We start from the raw sequence: 23,982 nt of genomic DNA on the forward strand, positions 1-23,982 counted from the left end.
TAATTTAGCGAAGAGTACCCAGTACAAAAATCATCCAGAGAAATACCAAACCCTTGCGCTCGCAATCTTTGTAAAACGGGCGATACGGTGGTGAGATCGTCAATAAATATATTCTCTGTAATTTCTAATGTCACCCTCTTAATATCAATCCCAGAATTATGCACAATCAACATAATTCGCTTTTCAAAATCCATACGAGCCAATTGCTTTGGTGAAATATTAATAGACACCCCAATCGCATTGTTGCCATTTGGCATTAACGCGACTGTGTCACGACACGCCAAATAAAAGACGTAATCCCCAATGTCATGAATAACGCCAATCCGCTCAGCAACCGGAATAAACTCAAGAGGTGACACGGAGCCTAACTCTGAATTATCCCACCGGCAAAGGGCTTCAACCGACTCAATACGCTGTGTTTCAGTATTAATTTGTGGCTGATAAACCACACTGATTTCACTTTTTTGCAATGCTCGATTCAGTTGTTTTTCAAGCAGACTGTTATATTGAACTTGCTCGTTAATGTCTGCGTTGTAAAACATCACCTCGCCTTTGTGTCGCTCTTTTGATTTATATAAAACAATGTCGGCTTTTGAGATAAGATCTTCAGAATTAGAACCATGATCGGGGAATATAGATACACCAATAGAACATTTTACTGTCACTGCCACACCGCTTAATAAAAAAGGCTGTAAAAATAACGCTTGAATGATTCGAACTTTAGACTCTGCAACGGCAATATTATCAAGCAAAGAAAAACAAAAGATAAACTCATCACCACCAAAGCGAGAAACACAATCCCCTTCTTCTAAAATATGCTCGAAACGTCGGCCAATTTGTTGTAATAATTGATCACCCGAGGTGTGCCCGTATTGATCATTAATGTATTTAAAATCGTCTAAATCAACAAACACCACCGCCGCTTTCTTATTCTCTAATTTTGATAACGCGATCAAGTTTTCAATATTTTCGGTCAATTGCATTCGATTAGGCAAATCCGTCAATTGATCGTATTTCGCCATGTAACGCATTTCATTTCGACTTAATTTCAACCGTTCAAAGTCATCAATAACCTGACCTTCTAACATCACAAAGTGTCGGTACACTCGACGACCAACGATCACAGTTAAGAGCGTTAAAATGAGACTAAAAGGCAATGTTAATCCAAGCAGTTTTAATAAATCATCATCCCCTTGCGCCACTAGAATTTTTTCTTTTTCTTTAATGAATGTTAAGACACGGTTGGTATGAAAACCGGTTCCAATGACCCAATCCCAGCCATCGATAACTCGGAAATAACTGATTTTAGGCCCGAGTAAATTCGCGCCTTCAACTAATTTATTGTTATAAAGCAGGAAACCTTTTTTATCAGTCGCATTAAATAACAGCTTACCAAGTTCATCATTTACTTTAAAAACATCGATAGAATGGTCTGTAATTACTTTTTGATTAATTAGCTTTGCATCACCTTCTAAATCAAACACAAAGACATAACCATCATCGTCCATATTGATACTAGAGAGCATTGCTAATACTTGCTGCTGAATACTTTCTTCAATATCTAGAACATATTCACCAGAGCCGATATACCAATTAAATGCGCCTAACTTACGATCAAAGCTAACCTTAGCAAACTCCTCTTCTCCCTTGTCTGGTTTGATATACCAATAATGACTAAACGCTTCACCTTTATTATTTAATTCTTCTTTTTTGTGTTGAATATAATAATTACCACGAGAATCTATACGATTAAGTATCGAGGTATTTTCTAAATCGGAAGTGATAGGATGCATCACACTCATCCCATCTAATGTCGAAATGTAAAAGTATCCACGTCCATCATCAAAGCGAATAGGGCGTAATGCATCAATGATAAGTTGTTTCACTTCTTCCATCGGTTTATCTTGGTTTTCAAGCAGCAATCCATTGGCGATGCTAATTGCGGTATCAACACGAAAGCGAAGTTTTTCTCTAGCAACTTGCTCTACCAACTTCTTTTCATGATTTATTTGTTGGTATAACTGCTCAATGTTCGATTTTATTTTTTGTTTTTGAGTACCAATCACATCTGCCCGTACCGACTCCACCAAAATATCTACTTTGATATTGTTATCTTTCACAATAAAAAAGTTCAGCACTACGGTAAATACAAGAATGATCGCAATAGGGAGATATTGCAGCACTCTTAATAATTTTCGGTCACTCAATAATCTCATGGCAGAAAAACTCAATATGGATAAAAAAACATCAAGATTCTGCCTTAAAAATTACAGAACATCAAACCGTAAATTAAAATGACGATGCTTTTACCTACAAAGAGTTAAATAAACTGGCTATCAAGGTCTCTTGTAAGATCATTTTATTTACTGATTACCCTTTCATTGATCTACATTAAGTCTTTAATGATGTGTTTTTAACATCACCTGATACTCTAGCTTCTCAGCTTTCTATTGGTGTATCACGATGAACCCTTCTATCGAAAAAGTCTTATTGCAAATCGCATTGGATCTTAGCTCTAACTTATCCAGTGATCTGCACTACCAACGCTTAATCTCTTCGATTCATCAAGTGTTTCCTTGTGATGCCAGTGCTTTGTTTGTATTAGACCATGATGGCTGCTTAAAACCTGTCGCCGTTCAAGGGCTGTCCACCGCCGTATTAGGTCGCTGTTTCCCACCCAAAGTGCATCCCCGGTTACAAGCCATTTTAGAGAGCAAACACCCTGTTCGCTTTGAATCTAATTCGGACTTACCAGACCCTTTTGATGGCTTATTGTTGGTGGATGAACACATCAGTATTGAGGTGCATGACTGCTTGGGGTGCAGCTTATATGTGGAAGACACCTTAGTTGGCGTATTAACTTTAGACGCTTTAGAGGTGGGGGCGTTTAAAAAGATAGATAATATCACCATCGAAACCTTTGCCGCCTTGGCCGCCGCCACCTTGCATAATAAGGCACTAATAGAAACGCTAAAAAACAGTAACCAGCAACAGAAATCCATCAATCAAGCGTTAATTCAACAAGCCCGAAATCAAAAAGGTGAATTGATTGGGATTAGCCCACAAATCGACCGATTACGTAATAATATCAAGATGGTAGCCTCTTCTGATTACGCAGTACTCATCAGTGGTGAAACCGGATCAGGCAAAGAGTTGGTCGCTCATTCTGTTCACGAGCAATCTCTGCGTAATGAGCAAGCGATGATCTATGTAAACTGTGCAGCCTTGCCTGAGTCCTTAGCTGAAAGTGAGCTATTTGGTCACGTTAAAGGCGCATTTACTGGCGCAAATAACCATCGAGCCGGTAAGTTTGAATTGGCGGATAACGGCACCATATTTTTGGATGAAATTGGCGAGTTACCGCTACTAATTCAAGCCAAATTATTACGTGTGATTCAACAAGGTGAAGTGCAGCGTGTCGGCTCAGATAAAAACGTCATGGTAAACGTACGCATCATCGCAGCCACCAATCGAAACTTAGCGCACGAAGTAGAAACAGGACGCTTTAGAGCTGACTTATTTCACCGTTTAAATGTATTCCCAATTAACGTTCCCCCACTGCGCGATCGTGAGGGTGATATTTCAGTATTGGCAGGGTATTTATTAGACAAAGTTCGCACTCAATTTAACGTTCCGAATCTTCATATTCATCCACGAACCTTAACGCATTTAGAAAACAGTCCATGGTTAGGAAATGTACGAGAACTTGAACATACGTTAATGCGTGCAGGGCTTCGAGCGATACAAGACAGCGACACGAGCATTACTCTTGCACACTTTCTAGGAGACGTTGAACACACCGACGATGTAAAAATAACAACAGCCTTTCTACCTAAAGAAAGTAAACCTATGCGAGAGCTAGTCGAAAGCTACCAAAAACAATTAATTGAGCACGTTTTATCCGAATCGAATGGAACATGGTCACAAGCTGCTGAATTTTTGCAAATGGACAGAGGAAATTTGTACCGCATGGGTAAGAAATTTGGTTTATAAAACAACCTTATTTAACCTGATGATGTATTTATCACAACAAGCACGATGTAATAAACACATCAAAACGTAAAGAAAAGAAAATAAAAACACTGTAAATCAACAACTTAAACATGGCACGCCCTGTGCAATAGAGAACCCATCAATGTAGAGTCAAGTCTCGATTAGTTCAGCAATTTGCTCAAGGTAGCAAAACGCACTGACCTAACAGGATTTGAACAATATGTATTCAATGACTGGAGTTCCAACTATGTTCTGTATCCAATGTGAGCAAACAATTCAAACACCAACAACGAAAGGCTGTTCTTTTGCACAAGGTATGTGTGGTAAAACAGCAGAAGTATCTGACTTACAAGATATTCTAGTTTACACACTACAAGGTGTTTCTTTCTGGGCAGAACAAGGTCGTAAAGTAAATGTAGTGATTGATGAGATCGATCATTGGGCACCAAAAGCCTTCTTCGCAACACTAACAAACGTTAACTTTGATCCAGAGCGTGTTATCGAATTCGCACTGCAAGCACACGCTTACAAAAAACAACTTGAAGAACAAGTTCGTGCAGCGGCATTGCTATCAAACACTGAATTATCTGAGCTTTCTCCTGCAGCACTATTTGATTTACCAACCAACGTAGAAGAATTAATCGCATTGGCTCCACAAGCAGCCGTTAACCGTGGTCACGATTCAGAACATGAAGATGTGATTGGTCTACGTCTACTTTGTCTTTACGGCTTAAAAGGCGCAGCCGCTTACATGGAGCACGCACGTGTTCTTGGTCAAACTGATGACGCTGTTTTTGCTGAATACCACCAAATTATGGCATGGTTAGGTACTGACCCGACTGAATTAAACGCATTACTAGACTGCTCTATGCAAATCGGTTTAATGAACTACCGCATCATGGAAATGCTAGATTTAGGCGAGACGGATACCTTTGGTCACCCAGAGCCATCACAAGTAAATGTTAAAACCATCGAAGGTAAATGTATTCTTGTTTCTGGTCACGATTTACATGACTTAGAAAAAATCCTTCAACAAACCGAAGGTAAAGGCATCAACGTTTACACGAACGGTGAAATGCTGCCTGCTCACTCTTACCCTGAGCTAAAAAAATACCCTCACCTAGTGGGTAACTACGGCAGTGCATGGCAGAACCAGCAAAAAGAATTTGCTAACTTCCCTGGCGCAATCGTAATGACGTCTAACTGCCTATTAAACCCAAATGTGGGTCTATACGCCGATCGCCTATTCACACGTAGCATTGTTGGCTGGCCTGGCGTTGCTCACCTAGAAGGTGACGATTTCACCGCCGTTGTTGATTGTGCATTAGCGCAAGAAGGCTTCAAACATAACGAGATCGAACAAATGATCACTGTTGGGTTTGGTCGTAACGCATTAATGGCAGCAGCACCTGCCGTTATTGAGCAAGTAAAAGAAGGCAACATCAGTCACTTCTTCCTTGTTGGCGGTTGTGATGGTGACAAAGCGGAACGTAGCTACTTCACAGACTTTACCGCTCAAGCACCTGAAGATTCAGTTATCTTGACGCTTGCTTGTGGTAAATACCGTTTCAACAAAAACCAATTCGGCGATATTAATGGTATTCCGCGCTTATTGGATGTTGGTCAATGTAATGATGCTTACTCAGCGATTCAACTCGCACTTGCACTAGCAAAAGAGTTTGATTGTGGCATTAACGAACTTCCATTAACGCTGGTACTTTCTTGGTTCGAACAAAAAGCGATTGTTATTCTATTAACTCTATTCGCTCTTGGCGTAAAAGGCATTTACACAGGCCCGACAGCCCCTGCGTTCTTAACCGATAACCTACTTGCTATCATGCAAGAGAAATTCGACATGCGTAGCATTAGCAACGTAGAAGACGATTTAAAAACGATTTTAGCTGCATAATCGCTGCTTTTCGCACTTAATGAATGTATGCCTCAGTTATCTGGGGCATTTTTCGCTAATACAAATCTTAGCAATAAACTGAATAGAGAAAACCATGACACAATTTATTTGGCCGACAACCGCCGCTCAACTTCGCTGTGATAAAAAATGGCTAGAGACCGATGATACTATCAGCCTTCAACTTTCTTCAGACAATAACAACACGTTTGATTTTAAGCCGGGGCAATTCATTAGCGTTGGCGTTGAATTAAACGGTAAAATGGAATACCGCGCTTATTCTATTAGCTCTGTTCCACAACAAGACTTTCTACAACTCACGATTAAACGAGTTGAAGGCGGCAAAGTGTCTAATTACCTGATTGATGAATTTAATGAAGGTGATAGCCTCTCTGTATTAGCACCGACAGGACCATTCAATTCTGTTGATTGTTCCGCTAAACCTAAAATTGCATTATTGAGTGCAGGTTGTGGTATTACTCCAGTCATGTCGATGGCACGAACTTGGTTAGCAAATAAAACCAACGTAGACATCACGTTTATTCATATGGCGAGATCACCAGAACACACGATTTATTTTGATGAATTGCAATATCTAAACCAACACCATGACAATTTTTCTCTACAACTTCTTTTGAAAGAGCCCCAATACACCGATTTCCCTCAAGGCCGATTAGATCAAAAATGGTTAACCACACTGTGCCCAGACCTAACAGAAAGAACCGTCTTTTTGTGTGGCCCAATGAATTTTATGCAAGACATGAAAACCTATGTTGAAGCGATTGGATTGGACATGGCGCATTTCTTTCAAGAAAGCTTTACGCCTATAGAACCAGAAACCAACGACAGTGCCGATGCATCAGGCGTGGTTCAGTTTGAAGTACCCGCTTTTGGCGTTTCAAAAGAAATCGATAAAGGCGCAACACTAGCAGACGTATTAGAAGACAGTGGCGTACCTATTATTATTGCGTGTCGTAGCGGCATCTGTGGTTCATGCAAGTGTAAAGTCACAAAAGGCGAAGTAAGCCGAACCAGTACAGAAACGCTAACCGAAGAAGAACTAGCACAAGGCTATACACTCGCTTGCTCAAGCCAAGTGCAATCGGATGTTGAAGTCAGTTTAGTGTAAGTTACTCGATCTACAACAAATCTAAAAAAGCCGATGAATAACTACTTTTATAAGGTAAATCAATCATCGGCTTTTTGTTTACTTGTTTCTTATTCTGAGAGTAGACAACACTAATCAAAATCACCATATAACGTTAACGGATCAATTGGCATTGCTATTGGCTGCCAACGATCCGTAAAGGTGTATTTCGCGTAAAACAATAGATGGTTTGGTTCATAAAAATCGGAACGCTGAACATCAACTGAAGCCCCTAAATACCAACGTTTACTGATACGCTGCTCTGCGGCGGCTTGTAAGGAAAATCCAAAACCACCACCTTGAGTTGAATCAGCCGTTGATAATCCGTATGGCGCATCTTCTGTTGTCCAAGAATTAGACACTGAACCACTGACGAGATACGAGAACCCATCATTTAAACGCTCATAATAGTTCACCGGAATTGAGGCTGAGAAGTATTGTTGCGGACTATAGTAACCTCCGTTTCCATAAGCATATTCACTCAGGTTCTTATCATAATTCAGATACATTAAGTTCAAACCAAGACTTAATCGTCGATTCTCTTCATTAATAATTTTCCAATAAGTCCCTCCCAGTAAACCGACACGAGTGTTGTCTTCAACCCCATCTCCCGTCATTTTATGCAATTGTGCACTTGCCCAATAACCAACAGAACCCCCGAGATCGTAACTTCCACCAAGGTTAATACCGGTTTTCATCACACCACCCCATTCTTTACCCTGAGGATCGTTCACTCCATTAGGCACTGTCATTCCGGCATAAGAAAGGGTACTGCTGGTTTCTGCACGTCGAGATAACGTTGCTTTCCAACCCACATCACCAAGATCACCAGATAAATTGAGACCGCCAACGATATTTTTCTGATCAAATCCGATAGGTGTGGTTCCAATATCCGCACTCCACGAATCGGCAAGCCAACCAATGCCAAAAGCGGTCCCCGTTGCTTTATCATCCATTGTTGCCGTGGCGTCATAATAATCAATATCCCCAGAATCAAGATGCACAACATCAGCGCGAAGTTGCAAATGCCCATCGTATTCAGGCATTGGGATAATCGCTTCAATCGGCACTTGTACTGATTTATTTTGACCATCTCGCGCACTGTAATCGACGCCAAAAGACACGTAGCCTTGATCACGTCCATAGACACGATCAAGATCAGATTTTACGTTTCGAGTAAGCCAGTTATCATCTGCATTATAATATAGCTCACGCAAGCTCTCTTCTTTCGGAGCCTCGTTTGGTTTCGGTTCAATACCCAGTGCATCGTCGTCTGTAAATTCAGCGATGGTTGAATCATTTTGAGGATTAATCGCGTCTTCAATTAACGCATAATGCGCCATGTGTTTAGCAAGCGTCCAATTCTTCTCTTTCATCGCTATCGCCATGCCATCGCGATAATCAATGGCATCACTGTCTTGTTTTTCTTTCAGATCATTAACCAAGATAATCGATTCAGATTCGTAACCGTACTCCGTTAATATAACCGCTAACTCCATGCTTTGTCGGCTGCTAAGCTCTTGCTTTTCAGTGAATAAATACAACGCCAACTGTTGGGCTTGTTTGTCTTTACCCAGCGCTTGTTGTGTTCTTAACAAACCAAGTAACGCACCGTATTGATATTGTGTATTTAACTGACTTGCCGATGAGTAATACGCTTCTGCCTCTTCATACTCTTCACTTCTAAACGCATATTCAGCAAACAACACATCACGACGAATCTTTTGATCAATGGAGAGACCCGTATTCGCGTGCTTCTCTTCTAAATGCGATTTCCACTCTTTAAACTGTTCATTTTCTTCAAGCTCAAACAACAATCCGCCATAGCGTAATTGTGTCTCCATATTCCATTCTTCTGTTGGCGTAATGTGCTGTAATTCAGCTCTGGCGTGATCAATAAATCCAAGTTGAAATTGAACGTCAATGAGTGACAGCATCGCATCAGGGTTTGAAGCGTATTTGGTTTTTAAACGATCAATCTCTTTTTCTGCGGCAATAGGATCACGCTTCGCAAGAATATACAGCGCACCAAATGTTTGGTTTTGCTCTAATCTATTCAGGTTTGAAACCATGGCATCACTGCGGTTACTTTCCGATATTGCAGTTAACTGCGCAATCGCGTCTGATGTTTTGCCATATCGAGCCAAATATAACGCATACGCGAATGACATCTCTGCCGTCGCCTCTTTTGACCACGTTAGCATCTGCTTATCTGCACGTTCTGTTTGCCCAGTTAAGCGTAAAGAATCCGCCACTTCACTTCGCTGCCAAGGTGATGCTGGAGGATCAGACACTAGCTGTTCTAAAATCACGTTTGCTTGATCAATATCACCGTTATTCATTGCGATGGTTAATGTTGACATTAGCAATGAGATTTCAATTTCATGAAAGCGTTCAGCAAGTACTCTCTGAGCACCAGAAGATAATTGATGCCCTTTCTCTACTGCTTTTTCTTCTCCATAGGACGATATTTGCAGGTTAAACCACCCTCTTAATGCCGTTTCATCTACTCTATTTTTACTCAGTGCGATGTTGTAATAACGTAATGCTTGCGTTTCATCTTTTTGAACCAAAGCCAATTCCGCCAAATAATTGTACGCATACGGATCATCTGGTTCATGCTTTATGGCTTGATGGTACTTTCGGTTTGCCCCATCAAAATCGCCTCTTTTCATCATCTTCTCACCGCGATCTAAATAAGACCAATAGCTTGAGGAGTTAATGTAGCCATTCCATTTATCGACATTTCGCAGATCTCTGTCGTATTTTTTTGCTTTTTTAAAATACGATAACGCGACTTCTTGTTGCCCTAATCGTAAATACACCAAGCCTAATCCACCAAGAATTTCAGGATCATTAGGACGTGCTTTTAATGCGATAAGTAATTGTTGTTGAGCCGTAAGAATATGACCAGATTCGAATTCTTTTAACCCGTTCAACTTAGCGAGGTATTTAGGATCTTTTCGTAGTTCTTGTTCTTTCTCAAAACGTTTATTTGCATCTAATAACGCTTTTCGATATGTCATGTTTGATGGGTAATAACTCGAAAGCACCGCGTATTGCTGTACAACGTTTTTAGTTATATACGTCTCATTTAAACGAGAAAGCCACAATGACGCTGCACTGCCACTCACTGATGGCTCTAAAGAAAGACGTTGTAATAATCGCATTGCCGTTGGGTTGGATGGATCGCCTTTTGAAATATGCTCTGCATAAGCCAATTGGAAATCAGGCACGCCAGGATGCTCAGCATTCAGTTTTTTGAGTCCAATCAATACTCGTCTTTCATGCCCTTTAACGCCAGATTCGATATTTAAATACGTAAGCTGTAGCTCTGGGGTTGGCATTCCATTGGGGAACAATTTTTTGAACGCTTGTAAGGCTTCTTTATTACGACCAGAACGGGATAACAAAATAATTTTCTGGTAGGCCGCTTTATTTTCACCATAAACAGACAATGCGCCTTTAAGCTGCTTTGTTGTTTTAGAATTAGGCTGGGTAGTTTCTAGTTGTTTCAAAATTCCCATCGCTTGGTCAACTTGCCCTAACTTCGCTAGGTACTGAGCTTGAAAACTCAATCCTTCGGCATTGTTTGGATCAACGGCAAACAAACGCTTTAACGTGGTTTCAGTAATATCAGGACGATGAAGTAACTGTGCATACGTAAGTTGCTTTACTAGCCACTCGGTAGATTGCACATTTGATACATCACGCTGAAACACCATTGGTTTAATGATGTCCAATTCTGATTTTGGGCTAGCGGCAATCACTGTCGATGAAAAAAAAGCCCCCATTATCGCAATGGGGAGTAAACGAGTTACCTTATTAAAAGAAAAGCGTTCTATTGACATACGTGAGTCCAGCTAGGCGTAACACTGCCATCAGTATCAAATTGATAAAGCCCTTCATACCAACCTAATCCAAATAAGGTCAACACACTGTTGTAATAACTGTCACTCTCAATGCTTGGTAGAGATGCTTCAATATCTTCAGCGTATTCGTCAGCGGTTTTAATGGAATCCACCGCACTCAATAATGGAAGAATCGCGGCATTAATGCCTATACCGCCACGATTTTTCGCTCTCCCTGTGCGTGTATTTATCATTTCAGGCATCCCTTTGCCTTTTTCTAACTCAAGCACAACGGGCTGCATTTTATTTAAAATAGTCGCTTTATTTTCATCACTGTTTGGCAGCATCCCAGCCCATAGATAGGTACGAATGGCGTTATAGCTTCCCATTGCTTTTGTTTGCTTGTCGTTTTGAAATGTAGTCTTGTTCCATTCAACCCAATCAGGGCTAGAGCCTTTAGGCATCGTGTCTTTAATCACTCGCGCACTTGATTGATACAGTTCTTCCCACTGGTATTCAGGGAATAACGTATCCATACGAGTAAGCAGCTGTAATGGAACATAACTTGGGTTCAAACGGACATGATTGTCACCTAAAACAAACCCCTGCTTACCCGGAAGCAACACAGTACCAAGCCCTGATACTGTAATGGTTTCTTCGCGAAGAATGCGGCTCGCAAGTAAGTGTCCTAACGACTGATAATAGAAATTGTCCCATAATCGGCCCGCTTCCATTAAGCTATAAGCTATCCACAGATCAGAATCCGAGGCAGAGTTTGAATCCAATATCCCTTGATTCCCGTTAGGCAGCGTTCCCCATAACCACGCAGGAAGTTGACCCGTCAGATCCCCATCCGCTAAGTTCTTTTCTGTCCAATGCAATAACGCGTTAAACGTCGGTTCATCGTTCGCAATTAAAGCAAAAAATAACCCATAAGATTGGCCTTCTGATGTTGTGATTGAGCGAGGATCGCTATTATCAATCACTCTGCCATTCTTAATGTAATTCTGTTTAAAACTCTGCCACATTGGCCATTGGCACTGGTTATGTTTTGTCATCACGACTTGAGAAGCCACACGAGGCGATATATTCACCTTTTGAGCCATAACGGCTGAAGAACACAACAATGAACCAACCAATATACTGACTAACGTTAGTTGCGTTTTCATAGGTCATCCTCTTCTGGGTTTAAACGGCGCTGTGCAATATGACGAAGCACTCGGAATAAAATAATTGTCATCATTACCACGAGTAACGTAGCAAAAAAGGCAATAAGCAGTGGGTATTTAGAGAAGTGATACCAAATCAATTGCGATATCGGTAACTCTCCCACGTAGTAATGCTTACCGACATTAAAGCTCGCCACTTCACCATCACGTAGCGTAATCACTGAGCCAAACATAGCAGACACTTTACCGCTGTCATTTAAGGCTTTATTAATTAACGCGAACGACTCTGGGGTTTCAGCCAATAAGCTCACCATGGTGCGTTGTGAAGAATAAGGCGATTCAACACTGGTGATGGCGGCAAAATCCCCCGTTGTACTAATACTGATAGCGTCGGCAACGTTTTGGTTATCACTGCCCGGGTCAACCCAATTTTTTCCGCGTTGCGCTTCGTTTTTACTTGGTAAATTAAGCACACGATCAGACGACATTAATTGGATATGCTCGATGTCTTTCTTATCGACAGAAGCCAACTCTGGCATCACACCAATGGTAAGAATGTCTTTATCTTCCAGTGTTTCTTTGTCCCACTCGTCCGTTAACGTAACATTCAATACTGGGTAACCCGAGTTCGCACCAAACACTCCCATCATGTTAACGAAGGTTTGGATCTCTTCATTTGATGGATCCGTCGGAATAACCACCACCGTCTCAGATAAATCGGCCATTCTTGTGAATGGGTAACCTGAGTTAGCAAACGCACGCATGTTTGGCATTTCAATGTAATGAGAAAAACCTGAGAAATCGATGGTCGAGTTCTCACCAATCACCGCGTAGTTTTTACTTGGTTGCATGGTTTGGCATTGGTCTTTTCCACCAACTGATGACGCAAAACCAAACTCAAATTTGACTTCATTATTACTGCCCACTTGGAAAGCAGGAATACGAACCACATCGCCGCCGCCCAGTAAGTCATCATCTAATAATGGCAAGCGCAGACGCGTATTGTTATTCGACTCACCAGTGGTGTTTAAATTGAACGCTTTGACGAATTGGTTGTTCACGCTCAAGCTCATGCGAGAGCCAGAGTTATCCATCAACGGTGGCGTATAACGATAATTCAAATCAAATGGAATACCGCGACTTTGCCAAGTAAACAAATCAGGTGGCAAACGGAAGTGCACAGAAATCGGCGGTGGATTCTGTCCCTCTACTTGCAACGACGCGCCTTCCTTCAACAAATCAGATAAAGCGACAGCTCTGTCTGTGTTTATCCAGTTTGGTGCATCATAAGGTTTGCGAGGAACAAGTTGCTCGGCGTTATTGATTTTGGCTGATGGTCCCGTAAATAAGTGTTGCCCTAACGACAATCCTTTTACTGCGGTCACAAGATCGTTACTATCACGACCAATCACAAGCAACAGTTTTACGTACGGATCCGTTGGGTGAGAGATCATTTGAATGCGAGGTCCATCGGCATCCGGGAAATCACGCAGAAAATCAGGTTTGCTGTCGTTCGTAATAAAGACAATGGCATCACGAGTAGGCAGTTGATTATCAACAACCGGAAAGTTTGAACCACGCCATTCTGACAATGCACCAAAATACGATGAGGCAATACCTGCGGCTTTTATTTCATTGATATCGAGATCATCACCAAAGACCATTGGTAATGTTAAATCACTCATGTCTCTTGAATCAAAAAACGGCGCGGGTAATAAACTTAAATCATTATTGATCTTCGTTTTTTGTGTCGACATCGTAATCGAACTTTGTGAGCTAATTTCTGCCCAAATACTGCTGTCATTAGGGTTGCTGCATGACATCGATGCATTACCCACTAACTCAAATTTAAGTTGGTTATAATCGGTAAATAAACGAGGGTCTAAGTTCAAATCAATCGCTGACGATTTTCCCTGCATCCCATTATTGATGGCAACAACACCAGCCAGCTCGTTGTTAAAATACACCTTAATATGAGAAACCAACGACAATAATGCCGGCGATGGGGTTAATTCAAAATGCAGTGATGCCTGTGAAACCACTTCATCTAAACGAGAACCAAAGCCAATATAAGCGGTACTTTCGCTGCCTTGTAATTGAATCGATTGCCCATAACCAAGATCGCTAAAACTGAATGTCTTCTTGGTAATGGTTGGCGATACCATTGCGGTCACCATTTCGCCATTCATTGCTTGTGCCGAACGGTTCTCGTTTGCCATAGAAGGCGTCGCCGCACTCGTATTCAAACTGACCAAGCCTATCGCCATTGCTATGACGTTTATTTTAGTTTTCATCCACATAACTTTGCACTCTGAAGGTTGACTTTTTTTGGTTTAAACGTGAGCAAAAACTCACTTATTATTGTTATAAATTGAGCGATAACTCTCACCCCTTTTGGGCTGTAAGCGATTGTATTTCTGTAGCCTTTTGCACCAATTTTAAATACGCTAAGCATACTCATTAAAGGCTTGTCGCTTTGGTAACTGTTTTGCCATTTCGTCCATACATCGGCACGTGCAAACGTACATTGCACGTAGTCAATATTCTGTTGTTTTGTAAATGGTTCGAGTTGCAAACCTAATGCCTTACCTCTGCTGTAAGTCACTTTTGCAGGGAAAACAAAATGATGTTCTCCTCGTTGTAAAATAATGTCTAACTTGTGCCCATAGAACAGCTCAACGGACGTTGGCAACTCCACTCTTAAACCACCCAATGAGAAATCTTTAATATCACAACGTACTTTGTGTCCTGACGGTAAATGAATCGACATGGGTATGTTCACCACCACACGATGATCCTTTCTCACTTGTTTTGATTCTTCAGCCACCGCGACCGCACCGCCAAGAATAAGTAAGTTGTAAAATACCCACAGTAAATTCACGACCACACTGCCGAGTTCATCGTCTGGCCCCCATCCTAAACGGTACAAACCAAAACCAATGCCAAGAACATTGAGAATAACCAATAGCCAATAAGGCTTAGAGATCGTCCAATCGTAATGAGTATCTTCAATTAGTCCCCCTTTTGCAGTCACGTTAAATGTCCCTTTATGAGGAGCAAATAAAGCCACCGTAGTGGGTCTTGCGATATACCAAGACAATACGGTTTCATACACTTCGCCCCAGAATGAATAACGATATTCTCCCTGCATACGGGAGTTCGTCATACTGGCGTGAACCATGTGGGGCAATACATACAAAATAATCGCAAGGGCAGGCGCATAGATGATGTAAGTATGTAAAAGCAAAAATACGAGAGGAGAAAGCAAGAAGATGATCCGAGGGATCCCCGATAAAAAGTGCAACATCGCATTGGCATAACATAAGCGTTGTTGCCATTTTAACCCTTTACCTAATAATGGATTATCCACACGAAATATTTGAGCCATGCCTCGGGCCCAACGAATACGTTGACCGATATGAGCCGATAACGTTTCGGTTGCAAGCCCCGCAGACAATGGCTTTCTTAAATACGCAGAACGATAACCTAAACGGTGCATTCTTAACGACGTATGTGCATCTTCTGTTACCGTTTCAACCGCGATACCACCGACTTCTTCTAATGGTTCACGACGTAATACGGCACACGACCCACAGAAAAATGACGCATCCCATAAATCATTACCGTCTTGAATTAAGCCATAAAACAAACTGCCTTCATTCGGTACATCCCCAAAATTAGATAAGTTTCTCTCAAATGGATCCGGAGAGAAAAAGTGGTGAGGCGTTTGAATTAACCCCAATTTTTCATCGTTTAAAAACCAGCCCATCGTCATTTGGAAAAAAGCACGAGTTGGTATGTGGTCACAATCAAAAATGGCAACGTATTCACTTGAAGTCTGTTTTAATGCGTAATTAATATTACCGGCTTTCGCGTGTTCATTGGTTGGTCGACGGATATACCCCACCCCAATTTCTTCAGCAAATTCTTTAAATGACTCTCTTTTACCATCATCTAAAATGAAGATATTCAGTTTTTCTTTCGGCCAATCAATGCCTAATGCCGAATAAACCGTGGCTCTAACCACATCAAGGTCTTCGTTATATGTTGGGATCATCATATCAATCGTTGGCCACGTTGATTGGTCCGTAGGCAATGACACTGGCTGACGATTTAACGGCCAAATATTTTGAAAATACCCAAGAATAAGAACGATCCACGCGTAGGTTTCAGCCATTAACAGCACACAGCCTAAAAACAGAGCAAAGGGATCATCCCAGTTTAAAGAAGACGTATAGCGCCACCATATATAACGACAAGACACGGTTACCGATAAGGTAATTAATAAGATGGTAGGAAAACGACCTGGCATGCGTCTAAACATCATACCCAGTGACCATAAGGCAACCAGAAAGAACGCTTGAGCCGTTAAGCTAAAAGGAATGGTGAAACACAATATCGCAAGAACACAAACAACAAAACCAATAGCGACATTTAAAACACGAGTTGATAACGACGGCTTTTTTAATCTCTTTTCTTTAGAGACAATCGCATGGCGGCTTGAATAACTCTCTAACCAACTCACAACAAACGTCAATCCTTTGAGCGGTAAATAGAAGAGACGTCCTATTTGTTTCCACACCATACCGATCCCTTGTGTAAGAGAAATGGTTCCCGTCAATTTTTTAGGTTGTACGATTAAAAACCACACCGTCTGAATCGACATACGCAAAGGATCAAAAAGTTTGATGTGTGAAAAATCAATTTGCGGGTATAAAAAGTGAGGTAGCTTCCAGCTGTCTATTCCTGCTATTTTCGATTTTAAAAAGCAAAAACACACAACAAACCACACAGACAGAATAAACTGACTCGCATAAGAAGGCGCTTTATCTTGAGTATAGAAATGCAACTGTTTACGAAATTGAATCATAAATATAGGTTGGAAAAACAGAGATAGCCAGCCAAACATAGTGTTATATACCTTCCATGGTTTTCGCGGAAAAATGAGTTAGAAGCCAAAACGCAAGTTCATTAAACCCCTGAGATATCTGACTGTGTGGCGCATAATCAATCACATTACTTAATTGCGAACAGGCATCTGGAATGGATGTATCGTGATGCAATAACATGGGTAAACACTGCTCAGCAAGTTCTTGTTTAAATACTAAAGAAAGATCAACACTGTTCTCACTAAGCGGCTGATAACCATTAATTAAGAAGTAAGGGTGATGACGTTGATTGAAGCATTGGAAAAAAGCACTTTGCTGAGAGTAAGTATAATTTTGAATATCGGCATTAATCACACACAGCACCATATCGGCACTATCAAGCAACGCGGTATAGCGATGGTGAAGCTCATTAACACTTGGCAATAAAATCAATTGCCATTCATCCGCAACCTCTGGTTGACTCGGAAAAACATCAAGCAAGCCATGAGGTAACTCAGTCAATCTTTGTGTCACGCTATCAATTTCATCCACCGTTAATGCCCCATAAGGAACAAAAGGCAGTTCACCACGACTTATATAAGCCGCATTTTTCCATGACTCTCCAGAAAGCCATCTCTTCGCCCATCCATCAGTGGTCGATAAATCTAACGCAAAATGCAGACGCATTAAATTTTCAGGACGCATATCAATCACATGAGCACATTGTTCAAGTGCCACTACCGATTGAATTAAATTTGCCGCGACGGTTGTTGCACCAACACCACCACGTAGACCCGTGATAATTATTCTTTTCATTACGCTGACACTTTGTTATGAATAGAATTATCATTAAAATCGGGGGTTAAATAATTTTTATTGTTTTGAATTTTATTATTTTTTCCAATATGACTCTTGGACAGTAACTCTAATGCATTCCATGATTTTTTTATTTCTCTATAACGTTCTTCTTCACTTAACTCATTGTATGAACGCTCTTTTGTATCAAAGGCTGAAAATAAAACCGTTATATCCTGACTAAAGGGCTTAGCCATAAAGTAGTATCCTTGATTAGTGATGTAATAGCATTTAACGAACAATTAATTCTATTACATTAACGTACGAATATAATACTCACTAAACGTCTCGTATATGAGATTTGAATATAAATAGATAGACTTATAAATTTAAGATTAAATACATATTAAAAAAAAGAATATAAACTAATTTTCTCAACACAAGATATGACATTATATTAGTACAATATTGTATTTATTTTGTTATAAAATCATCTTAACGGTATATTATACTACGATTGTAATCTGAGTGAGAAATCATGATAACAAACAGCTATCCACTTGAAAATAAAGATAAAAAACTAAAATCAAGTGTCTATACAACTACATTTAGCACTAGGGCTCCTATCTTAAATCATGTATCAACGTTAATAAAAAAAGAAAATACTCATACGTTTATATGTGCATCCTCACTCAATTCATTCACTAGCTCATTAAAAGAGTCTGACGTATTCACTTTTAAACATAATTTAAATACAGATTGTAAAAACATATTTTTCAATAAGAATAAAGGCTCTAATTCACTGAATCATGTATATAACGATATAAAAGAATTACATATAAAAAAGAACACATCAGTAATAATCATTATCCCTGATAGCATGTTGGCAACAAATTTGAAACATAAGGCCGTTGTATTTTTTGAACAACTGAAACAATTCGCTATAGACAACAAGCTCACTATCAATTTATTAATATATGGCCGAGACATTCATTTAATAAAAAAACTACTCAGTCAACGCCCTGATTTATGTGTCGGTTATTCAACCTTACAAAACATAGATAAAAACACCTATTTGTATCACGTTTATTATTGGGGATTGGACTCCGGAATGAAAAGCGAGAGTGAAACTTACCTTACCCTCAGTAATGAAAATTCACTCGTTGTACAGTCAAAAATAAATACAGATCAACCAACAACACTTCTTAATATAGATGATGAGAGTGCCATTTATATTTCAAAAACAGCCATTGAGAACAATCAAAAAATAGTCGACACCATGATATGTTCTCCAACAAATGAAGAGTTGGATCGACACTTAAGTGGCGTGTCTCGAGCAACCATCGTATTTAGCTGCTCAAAACAAGACGAAGTTCGCCAGTTAGGTGTCAGGATCTATCTGTTACGTAAACGCTTTGGCCAAAATATAAAAATTATCGTAAGAGAAATGCATTCCTGCTTACGCTATTCCGATGAGATGTACTTACTGCAATCTGGCATCAACCTTATTGTTCACTTTGGGACTCGATTCTCAAGCATGCTTAGCTCCATTGAGATCTTACGCGGCCAAGTATTGACTCGCCCACTTCCAAGTACCACAGAAGAGCTGCTTAATTTCAGTTTTCAAACCACAGAAATAAAAGGCTACATTAACAATGACGCTTTTATAAACTATACCAGAGAGCTTCTTAAGCACTTCGATGTGGCTCAAACTGAATTTGCATTGATTAAATTAGAGATCCTTCCCAATATTAAACCTCACTCTTATTTGAGCATGTGCAACATACAAAGAGAGGGAGATGTAATGACCTTATGCCACGATGCCATTTATCTTTTCTTGCAAGGGGTGCGCATGAGTGATCTCCCTATCGCATTGCATAATATTTTTACATTGCCAATTCGAGATATTTTCTCAAGCCAAACCAGTTTTACCACATCAGGAAGAGTGGAGCATGAATTGCCGAATATACTTGAACACCGCGTCAGTATTGATGATGAGTTAACTCCCACCGATAACGCCCCTTACACCTCGTCGGCTTCATCAGCACAACTTATTCTTGCGCAGCATAAACCGTTGGAGTTTTAACACGATGAATATTGAAGACTTTATACTCACCGCTCTGTTCAGCGGTCTTTCTGGTTTACTTATTGGCTATTTTTTACGAGATATCGCGACAGCAGTATGGCGCTTATATACCACGTACATCCGAAAGCCAAAACACTTAGTTAAATATCACTTTGAAGATAATGGAAGTTCAGATAAATGAAAACAAACGCATCGCAACACCCTCTTTATGGCCTTGGCTGGTGGAATATTTATTTCATCATTAAGATAGGCTTGTTTTCACAAGACATTATCAGCTTTCACCCGCTAGAGAACTTCGCACTCGTTGCCTTTTTACTTATTCCATTAACCCCTAAAGCACTAAAGGTAATGCGCCAATGCATCGCGATTCCTGCTGGATTATGGTTACTGCACTTTGACTCTTTTCTCCCCCCTTTAGACCGCTTATGGAGCCAGATGGGGCAGCTATTGCAGTTTAACCTTAGCTATCTTATCGAGTTATCAGGTCGTTTTATCTCTACACAGGCATTACTTGGTTTCTTTGTATTACTCTTTGCGTACTACTTTTTAAATCAAGTGTTCCGCATCTCTGTCTTTGTGGTTCTTGCTCTAATTTATATGAGTCTGCCTCAACATTTTTTTGCTGATCAACAAGAAATCCCCCTTGCCGCCCAGCAACCGGTCATTACACAAGTAACGACACCTTCGCTATCCAACAACGATGAAAGTGGTCCTGTGAATGACGCCGTATTAAACCAAGCCAAAGAGCGGTTCTTTAAAAATGAAGCACAACGTAAAGTGACGTTTCCAACCACTGCACCCTCCGCTAAGTTTGATCTTCTTTTCTTAAGTATTTGTTCTGTCGCTTGGGATGACATTGAAATTGCCGGATTAGAGAATCACCCTTTGTTTAAAGAGTTTGATGTGATGTTTGATAATTTCAGTGCTGCAACCTCTTACAGTGGCCCTGCCGTTATTCGTTTATTGAGAGCCAGTTGTGGACAAGAAACACACCAAGAGCTATTTTCTCCGCCATCCTCTAAACAATGTTTCTTATTTGATGATCTTGCAAAACTAGGTTACCAAGAAAACCTATTGTTAAACCACGATGGTAAATTTGATGACTTCTTAGGGTTGCTTGAAGAAGATGGCGATTTAAAAGCCCCATTAATGTCACAAGCAGGATTAGTTCAATATCAATCCGCGTTCGATGGCTCACCAATATACCGAGACAAAGATGTCCTTAATCGCTGGTTAGGAGAACGAGAAAACGCAGAAGGTGGATCGACTGTCGCGCTTTATAACACCATTTCATTGCATGATGGCAATCGTATTATTAAGGCAAGTGGCAAAGTTGGATTAGTGAGCTACAAACTTCGATTGAAAAACCTACTTGATGATTTATACGGTTTCTTCCAAACACTTAAAGCCTCAAAACGAAATGTAGTTGTTATGCTTGTACCAGAACATGGCGCAGGGATGCGTGGTGATAAAATGCAAATAGCGGGTATGCGTGAAATTCCATCATCAACGATTGTTCACACCCCAGTAGGAATGAAGATCTTTGGCGAGAACATTACTCGCACAGGAGAGACGGTTCACATTAATGCCACATCGAGTTATCTCGCCGTATCAACATTGGTGAGTCGAATTTTAGAGCAGGATATTTACAGCAAGACAACGTTTGATCCAAAAGCCTTAACTCAGGGGCTACCAAAAACAAAAATGGTGGCACAGAACTCTGGCACAACAGTAATGGAATACAACAACAAACCTTACGTGTCTCTTGATGGCACAACATGGTCTGAATACCCAACAAGGTAAACCATTAAAAAGCCCATGCTCTCAATACTTTTCAGTGGAGACATGGGCTTTTTTTATTGATGTTTTTTAATGTTATTAATTACACCAACAGCGCGCTATTTACTTTAATGATCAGCTTCTTCACTGCCGCTGGCTTATCGTCAACCGCGACTAATGGGCGATGTGGTTGTTTAGGGTTAAAGATAATAAACTCTCCCGCCTCTAACGTTACAAATTGCTCATCTTTCACATCATTACTAAAAGCAATATCTTTCTCTTTTAAGAAGTCATCTTCAATCGACAATAATGGATGTTCGCTGTAGCCAAAGGTTTCAGATCCTTCCAATATCAACTGCACATCAAGGTACTTATGGTGGATTTCTGATCGACGATTTTCTTTCAGCTCTGTTTTATCATTCACAATAAAATACACAGATTCATCATAAGGCAATGGATAATTACCTGTTTCAACCTTCTCTGCCGTCTTCGCTTTCACGTATTGAATAATTTCAATAATAACAGGATGCAACGCTGTACCTTGAATATCGTCATTCCACTTTCCTTTAAACACGGTAACCCCTTAATATACTGAAAAATAAATAATTTATCTGCCTCAATGTTGTCTACATTTTGCTACTCTCTTCCTTTAATGTCTATGATCTATTCCATTTATCCCTCACTTACCTACCCATAATTTCTCATCTCACACGGCATTCTTACCCTTGATTAATATTAAGATGCCCATTCATCACCAATCCATTTGTTATACATTCACCATTAAGAAATAAACGCAAGATAACATTAATTATTCATATGGATGTGTTTAGCTGATAAAAGGGTTAACCATGAAATCAAGCAAACTGACATTCTTAGATAGAAAAATAATTACGTTACTTCAGGCAAGGGGTTTTATTAAAAACGAAGCGCTCAATTTATTGTCTTGTGAAGTCTATAATTTAAGCTACCGAGATCGCTCACAGATCCGAGAAGAACGTAAGCATTTTGGCGAGAAACACATGGATAAAACCATCCACAATATCATTGATATAAAAAGAGAAAATTACCTTTTAGCCTTGCTGAAACAAACCAATAATGTCATTGCAGGACAAACAGTAAATGAATGGCTTGCTTGTTAATTCATTTACTCCAAGAATTTAGGGTATTAATTAATTTTTAATAACTACTCAACTAGCCCAAGATGAGCCCTAAATATTAGGCCTATTTTTAATTAAATAGGCTTTTTTCATAGTAAAAAAAGAGAACCCCCTTCTAAATCAGTCTTTGATCATTCATCAACTCCAATCCCCTCTAGTTTCAAGCTTAATCCTTCTTTATAATCCTCTTTATTTGTTCGAGAAATAAGACAGTTATGGCAAAACAAAACGCAATTTACCTCGTTCGAGTGCATACAGCAAAAATGCTGATTGACCACGCGATGAAGCATTATGGCTTAGCCGTCACTGATTTTAATATGCCACCGAGTTTATTTAACTACGAACTGAAATTAATGCCACTTCGAGATCTTGAAACCTTACTGTGTAAGATAGAAAATTTAACTCAAGATCCGACCTACACCGCTAAATTAACTCAGTCAAACAGCCTGAAACAGTTTGGTCCTTTTGTGCAATTATTAGCAAGCTCAACCAATTTAGGTATGGCAATAAAACGCATGAACACCATTCATAATGCACTGCAATCGGGAGTTCAAGTAAACATGCTGTTGAGCGGTTCGATCGTTAAATGGCGAATATTAACACCGACTCTTCTCCCTCAAGCTCGCATCCATGAAAGCATTTTGGCGGCAGGCTCTTTCTTACGTTTACTCAAACTGTTTCATGGAGACGATTACCAACCTATTGCTATTCATCTAGCAGGAACCCCAATAGGAAAACACGGTGAAATTGAAGCCATTTTTAATTGCCCTATCACATGGAACAGCCCAAATACTCAAGTTTGGTTTCCAGTAAAAGACATTACTTGTCCACGACGTTTCACACTACCAACACCACAAGTAAAAGCCTTTACGGTAGAACAAGCAATGAGTTATATGCTTATTCCTCAACCTCAAGACCTTATAAAAGTGGTTTTTGAGCTCACAAAATACGCTCTTTTCTTTGGTTACCCAACACTTGAGTTCGTTGCCGATAAAGTCGGTATGAAACCACTCACTCTACAACGTCGATTACAAGAGCAAAGCATTTCGTTTACCAATGTTGTTCAGCACAGCGTATGCGATGAAGCCATTACATTAATGACCTCGCCACTTAGCATGGAAGAAATATCACAACGGGTTGGTTATAAAAATGTTGCTTCATTTTCAGTCGCGTTTAAACGACTCTATGGAGTCACTCCTCAGCATTACCGCAAAGAAAACCTTTAACGGTT

16 protein-coding genes are annotated in these 23,982 nt (G+C 40.1%); 8 read left to right on the forward strand and 8 right to left on the reverse strand.

Going from position 1 to position 23,982, the window contains the following annotated elements; genetic code table 11:
- Positions 1-2,207, reverse strand: a 2,207-nt coding sequence (locus AACV33_RS07955) for a bifunctional diguanylate cyclase/phosphodiesterase (RefSeq protein WP_182700097.1), incomplete at its 3' end; no start/stop codon positions are given.
- Between the two features lie 256 nt (positions 2,208-2,463).
- Here AACV33_RS07955 and norR point away from each other — a divergent pair.
- The 3 genes from norR to AACV33_RS07970 all read left to right on the forward strand — a co-directional run bounded on the left by norR (position 2,464) and on the right by AACV33_RS07970 (position 7,028).
- Positions 2,464-3,993, forward strand: a complete 1,530-nt coding sequence (gene norR, locus AACV33_RS07960) for a nitric oxide reductase transcriptional regulator NorR (protein ID WP_182700098.1) — start codon at positions 2,464-2,466, stop codon at positions 3,991-3,993.
- 247 nt (positions 3,994-4,240) lie between these two features.
- Positions 4,241-5,902 (forward strand): hydroxylamine reductase, encoded by a 1,662-nt coding sequence (gene hcp, locus AACV33_RS07965; RefSeq protein WP_017021965.1) that lies wholly within the window; start codon positions 4,241-4,243, stop codon positions 5,900-5,902.
- Positions 5,903-5,996: 94 nt separating this feature from the next.
- Positions 5,997-7,028, forward strand: coding sequence for a hybrid-cluster NAD(P)-dependent oxidoreductase (locus AACV33_RS07970; RefSeq protein WP_065609636.1), 1,032 nt, complete (start codon positions 5,997-5,999; stop codon positions 7,026-7,028).
- A 110-nt stretch (positions 7,029-7,138) separates the two neighbouring features.
- On the opposite strand, the gene AACV33_RS07975 is transcribed toward AACV33_RS07970, so the two are convergent.
- The 6 genes from AACV33_RS07975 to AACV33_RS08000 are packed head-to-tail and all read right to left on the reverse strand — an operon-like array spanning position 7,139 to position 17,986.
- Positions 7,139-10,897, reverse strand: a complete 3,759-nt coding sequence (locus tag AACV33_RS07975) for a cellulose synthase subunit BcsC-related outer membrane protein (RefSeq protein ID WP_182700099.1) — start codon at positions 10,895-10,897, stop codon at positions 7,139-7,141.
- Complete coding sequence (bcsZ, locus tag AACV33_RS07980) at positions 10,888-12,066, reverse strand: cellulose synthase complex periplasmic endoglucanase BcsZ (protein WP_182700100.1); 1,179 nt, start codon at positions 12,064-12,066, stop codon at positions 10,888-10,890. Before bcsZ ends, AACV33_RS07975 begins: the two co-directional genes overlap by 10 nt.
- Entirely contained in the window at positions 12,063-14,360 is a 2,298-nt protein-coding gene (gene bcsB, locus AACV33_RS07985) for a cellulose biosynthesis cyclic di-GMP-binding regulatory protein BcsB (protein WP_370527149.1), read from the reverse strand. Before bcsB ends, bcsZ begins: the two co-directional genes overlap by 4 nt.
- Positions 14,357-16,975, reverse strand: coding sequence for a UDP-forming cellulose synthase catalytic subunit (bcsA, locus tag AACV33_RS07990; protein ID WP_023602934.1), 2,619 nt, complete (start codon positions 16,973-16,975; stop codon positions 14,357-14,359). Before bcsA ends, bcsB begins: the two co-directional genes overlap by 4 nt.
- A gap of 4 nt (positions 16,976-16,979) precedes the next feature.
- Positions 16,980-17,750: a cellulose biosynthesis protein BcsQ gene (bcsQ, locus tag AACV33_RS07995; protein WP_017021970.1), complete on the reverse strand. Its 771-nt coding sequence runs from the start codon at positions 17,748-17,750 to the stop codon at positions 16,980-16,982.
- Positions 17,750-17,986: a hypothetical protein gene (locus tag AACV33_RS08000; RefSeq protein WP_023602933.1), complete on the reverse strand. Its 237-nt coding sequence runs from the start codon at positions 17,984-17,986 to the stop codon at positions 17,750-17,752. Before AACV33_RS08000 ends, bcsQ begins: the two co-directional genes overlap by 1 nt.
- Before the next feature lie 281 nt (positions 17,987-18,267).
- Between AACV33_RS08000 and bcsE the strand changes: the two genes are divergently transcribed.
- From bcsE to bcsG, 3 genes are read left to right on the forward strand one after another with little or no spacing between them, the layout of a single operon-like run.
- On the forward strand, positions 18,268-19,815 hold the full coding sequence (gene bcsE, locus AACV33_RS08005; RefSeq protein ID WP_182700102.1) for a cellulose biosynthesis protein BcsE: 1,548 nt from the start codon (positions 18,268-18,270) through the stop codon (positions 19,813-19,815).
- Positions 19,816-19,819: 4 nt separating this feature from the next.
- Positions 19,820-19,996 (forward strand): hypothetical protein, encoded by a 177-nt coding sequence (locus tag AACV33_RS08010; protein ID WP_012552190.1) that lies wholly within the window; start codon positions 19,820-19,822, stop codon positions 19,994-19,996.
- Positions 19,993-21,618: a cellulose biosynthesis protein BcsG gene (bcsG, locus tag AACV33_RS08015; protein ID WP_182700103.1), complete on the forward strand. Its 1,626-nt coding sequence runs from the start codon at positions 19,993-19,995 to the stop codon at positions 21,616-21,618. Before AACV33_RS08010 ends, bcsG begins: the two co-directional genes overlap by 4 nt.
- 79 nt (positions 21,619-21,697) lie before the next feature.
- On the opposite strand, the gene AACV33_RS08020 is transcribed toward bcsG, so the two are convergent.
- Positions 21,698-22,168, reverse strand: coding sequence for a YhcH/YjgK/YiaL family protein (locus AACV33_RS08020; RefSeq protein WP_065609654.1), 471 nt, complete (start codon positions 22,166-22,168; stop codon positions 21,698-21,700).
- A gap of 274 nt (positions 22,169-22,442) precedes the next feature.
- Here AACV33_RS08020 and AACV33_RS08025 point away from each other — a divergent pair, with 274 nt between their 5' ends.
- Both AACV33_RS08025 and AACV33_RS08030 read left to right on the forward strand, forming a co-directional pair.
- Positions 22,443-22,733 (forward strand): hypothetical protein, encoded by a 291-nt coding sequence (locus tag AACV33_RS08025; protein ID WP_065609655.1) that lies wholly within the window; start codon positions 22,443-22,445, stop codon positions 22,731-22,733.
- A gap of 233 nt (positions 22,734-22,966) precedes the next feature.
- Complete coding sequence (locus AACV33_RS08030) at positions 22,967-23,977, forward strand: AraC family transcriptional regulator (protein WP_182700104.1); 1,011 nt, start codon at positions 22,967-22,969, stop codon at positions 23,975-23,977.
- The last annotated feature ends 5 nt before the right edge of the window (positions 23,978-23,982 follow it).

Source organism: Aliivibrio sp. SR45-2, assembly GCF_963890165.1.
Classification (GTDB): domain Bacteria; phylum Pseudomonadota; class Gammaproteobacteria; order Enterobacterales; family Vibrionaceae; genus Aliivibrio; species Aliivibrio salmonicida.

Coding starts and splice junctions, on each gene's coding strand:
- norR (WP_182700098.1), top strand. CDS start 2,464: ATGAACCCTTCTATCGAAAAAGTCTTATTGCAAATCGCATTGGATCTT.
- hcp (WP_017021965.1), top strand. CDS start 4,241: ATGTTCTGTATCCAATGTGAGCAAACAATTCAAACACCAACAACGAAA.
- AACV33_RS07970 (WP_065609636.1), top strand. CDS start 5,997: ATGACACAATTTATTTGGCCGACAACCGCCGCTCAACTTCGCTGTGAT.
- AACV33_RS07975 (WP_182700099.1), bottom strand. CDS start 10,897: ATGTCAATAGAACGCTTTTCTTTTAATAAGGTAACTCGTTTACTCCCC.
- bcsZ (WP_182700100.1), bottom strand. CDS start 12,066: ATGAAAACGCAACTAACGTTAGTCAGTATATTGGTTGGTTCATTGTTG.
- bcsB (WP_370527149.1), bottom strand. CDS start 14,360: ATGAAAACTAAAATAAACGTCATAGCAATGGCGATAGGCTTGGTCAGT.
- bcsA (WP_023602934.1), bottom strand. CDS start 16,975: ATGTTTGGCTGGCTATCTCTGTTTTTCCAACCTATATTTATGATTCAA.
- bcsQ (WP_017021970.1), bottom strand. CDS start 17,750: ATGAAAAGAATAATTATCACGGGTCTACGTGGTGGTGTTGGTGCAACA.
- AACV33_RS08000 (WP_023602933.1), bottom strand. CDS start 17,986: ATGGCTAAGCCCTTTAGTCAGGATATAACGGTTTTATTTTCAGCCTTT.
- bcsE (WP_182700102.1), top strand. CDS start 18,268: ATGATAACAAACAGCTATCCACTTGAAAATAAAGATAAAAAACTAAAA.
- AACV33_RS08010 (WP_012552190.1), top strand. CDS start 19,820: ATGAATATTGAAGACTTTATACTCACCGCTCTGTTCAGCGGTCTTTCT.
- bcsG (WP_182700103.1), top strand. CDS start 19,993: ATGAAAACAAACGCATCGCAACACCCTCTTTATGGCCTTGGCTGGTGG.
- AACV33_RS08025 (WP_065609655.1), top strand. CDS start 22,443: ATGAAATCAAGCAAACTGACATTCTTAGATAGAAAAATAATTACGTTA.
- AACV33_RS08030 (WP_182700104.1), top strand. CDS start 22,967: ATGGCAAAACAAAACGCAATTTACCTCGTTCGAGTGCATACAGCAAAA.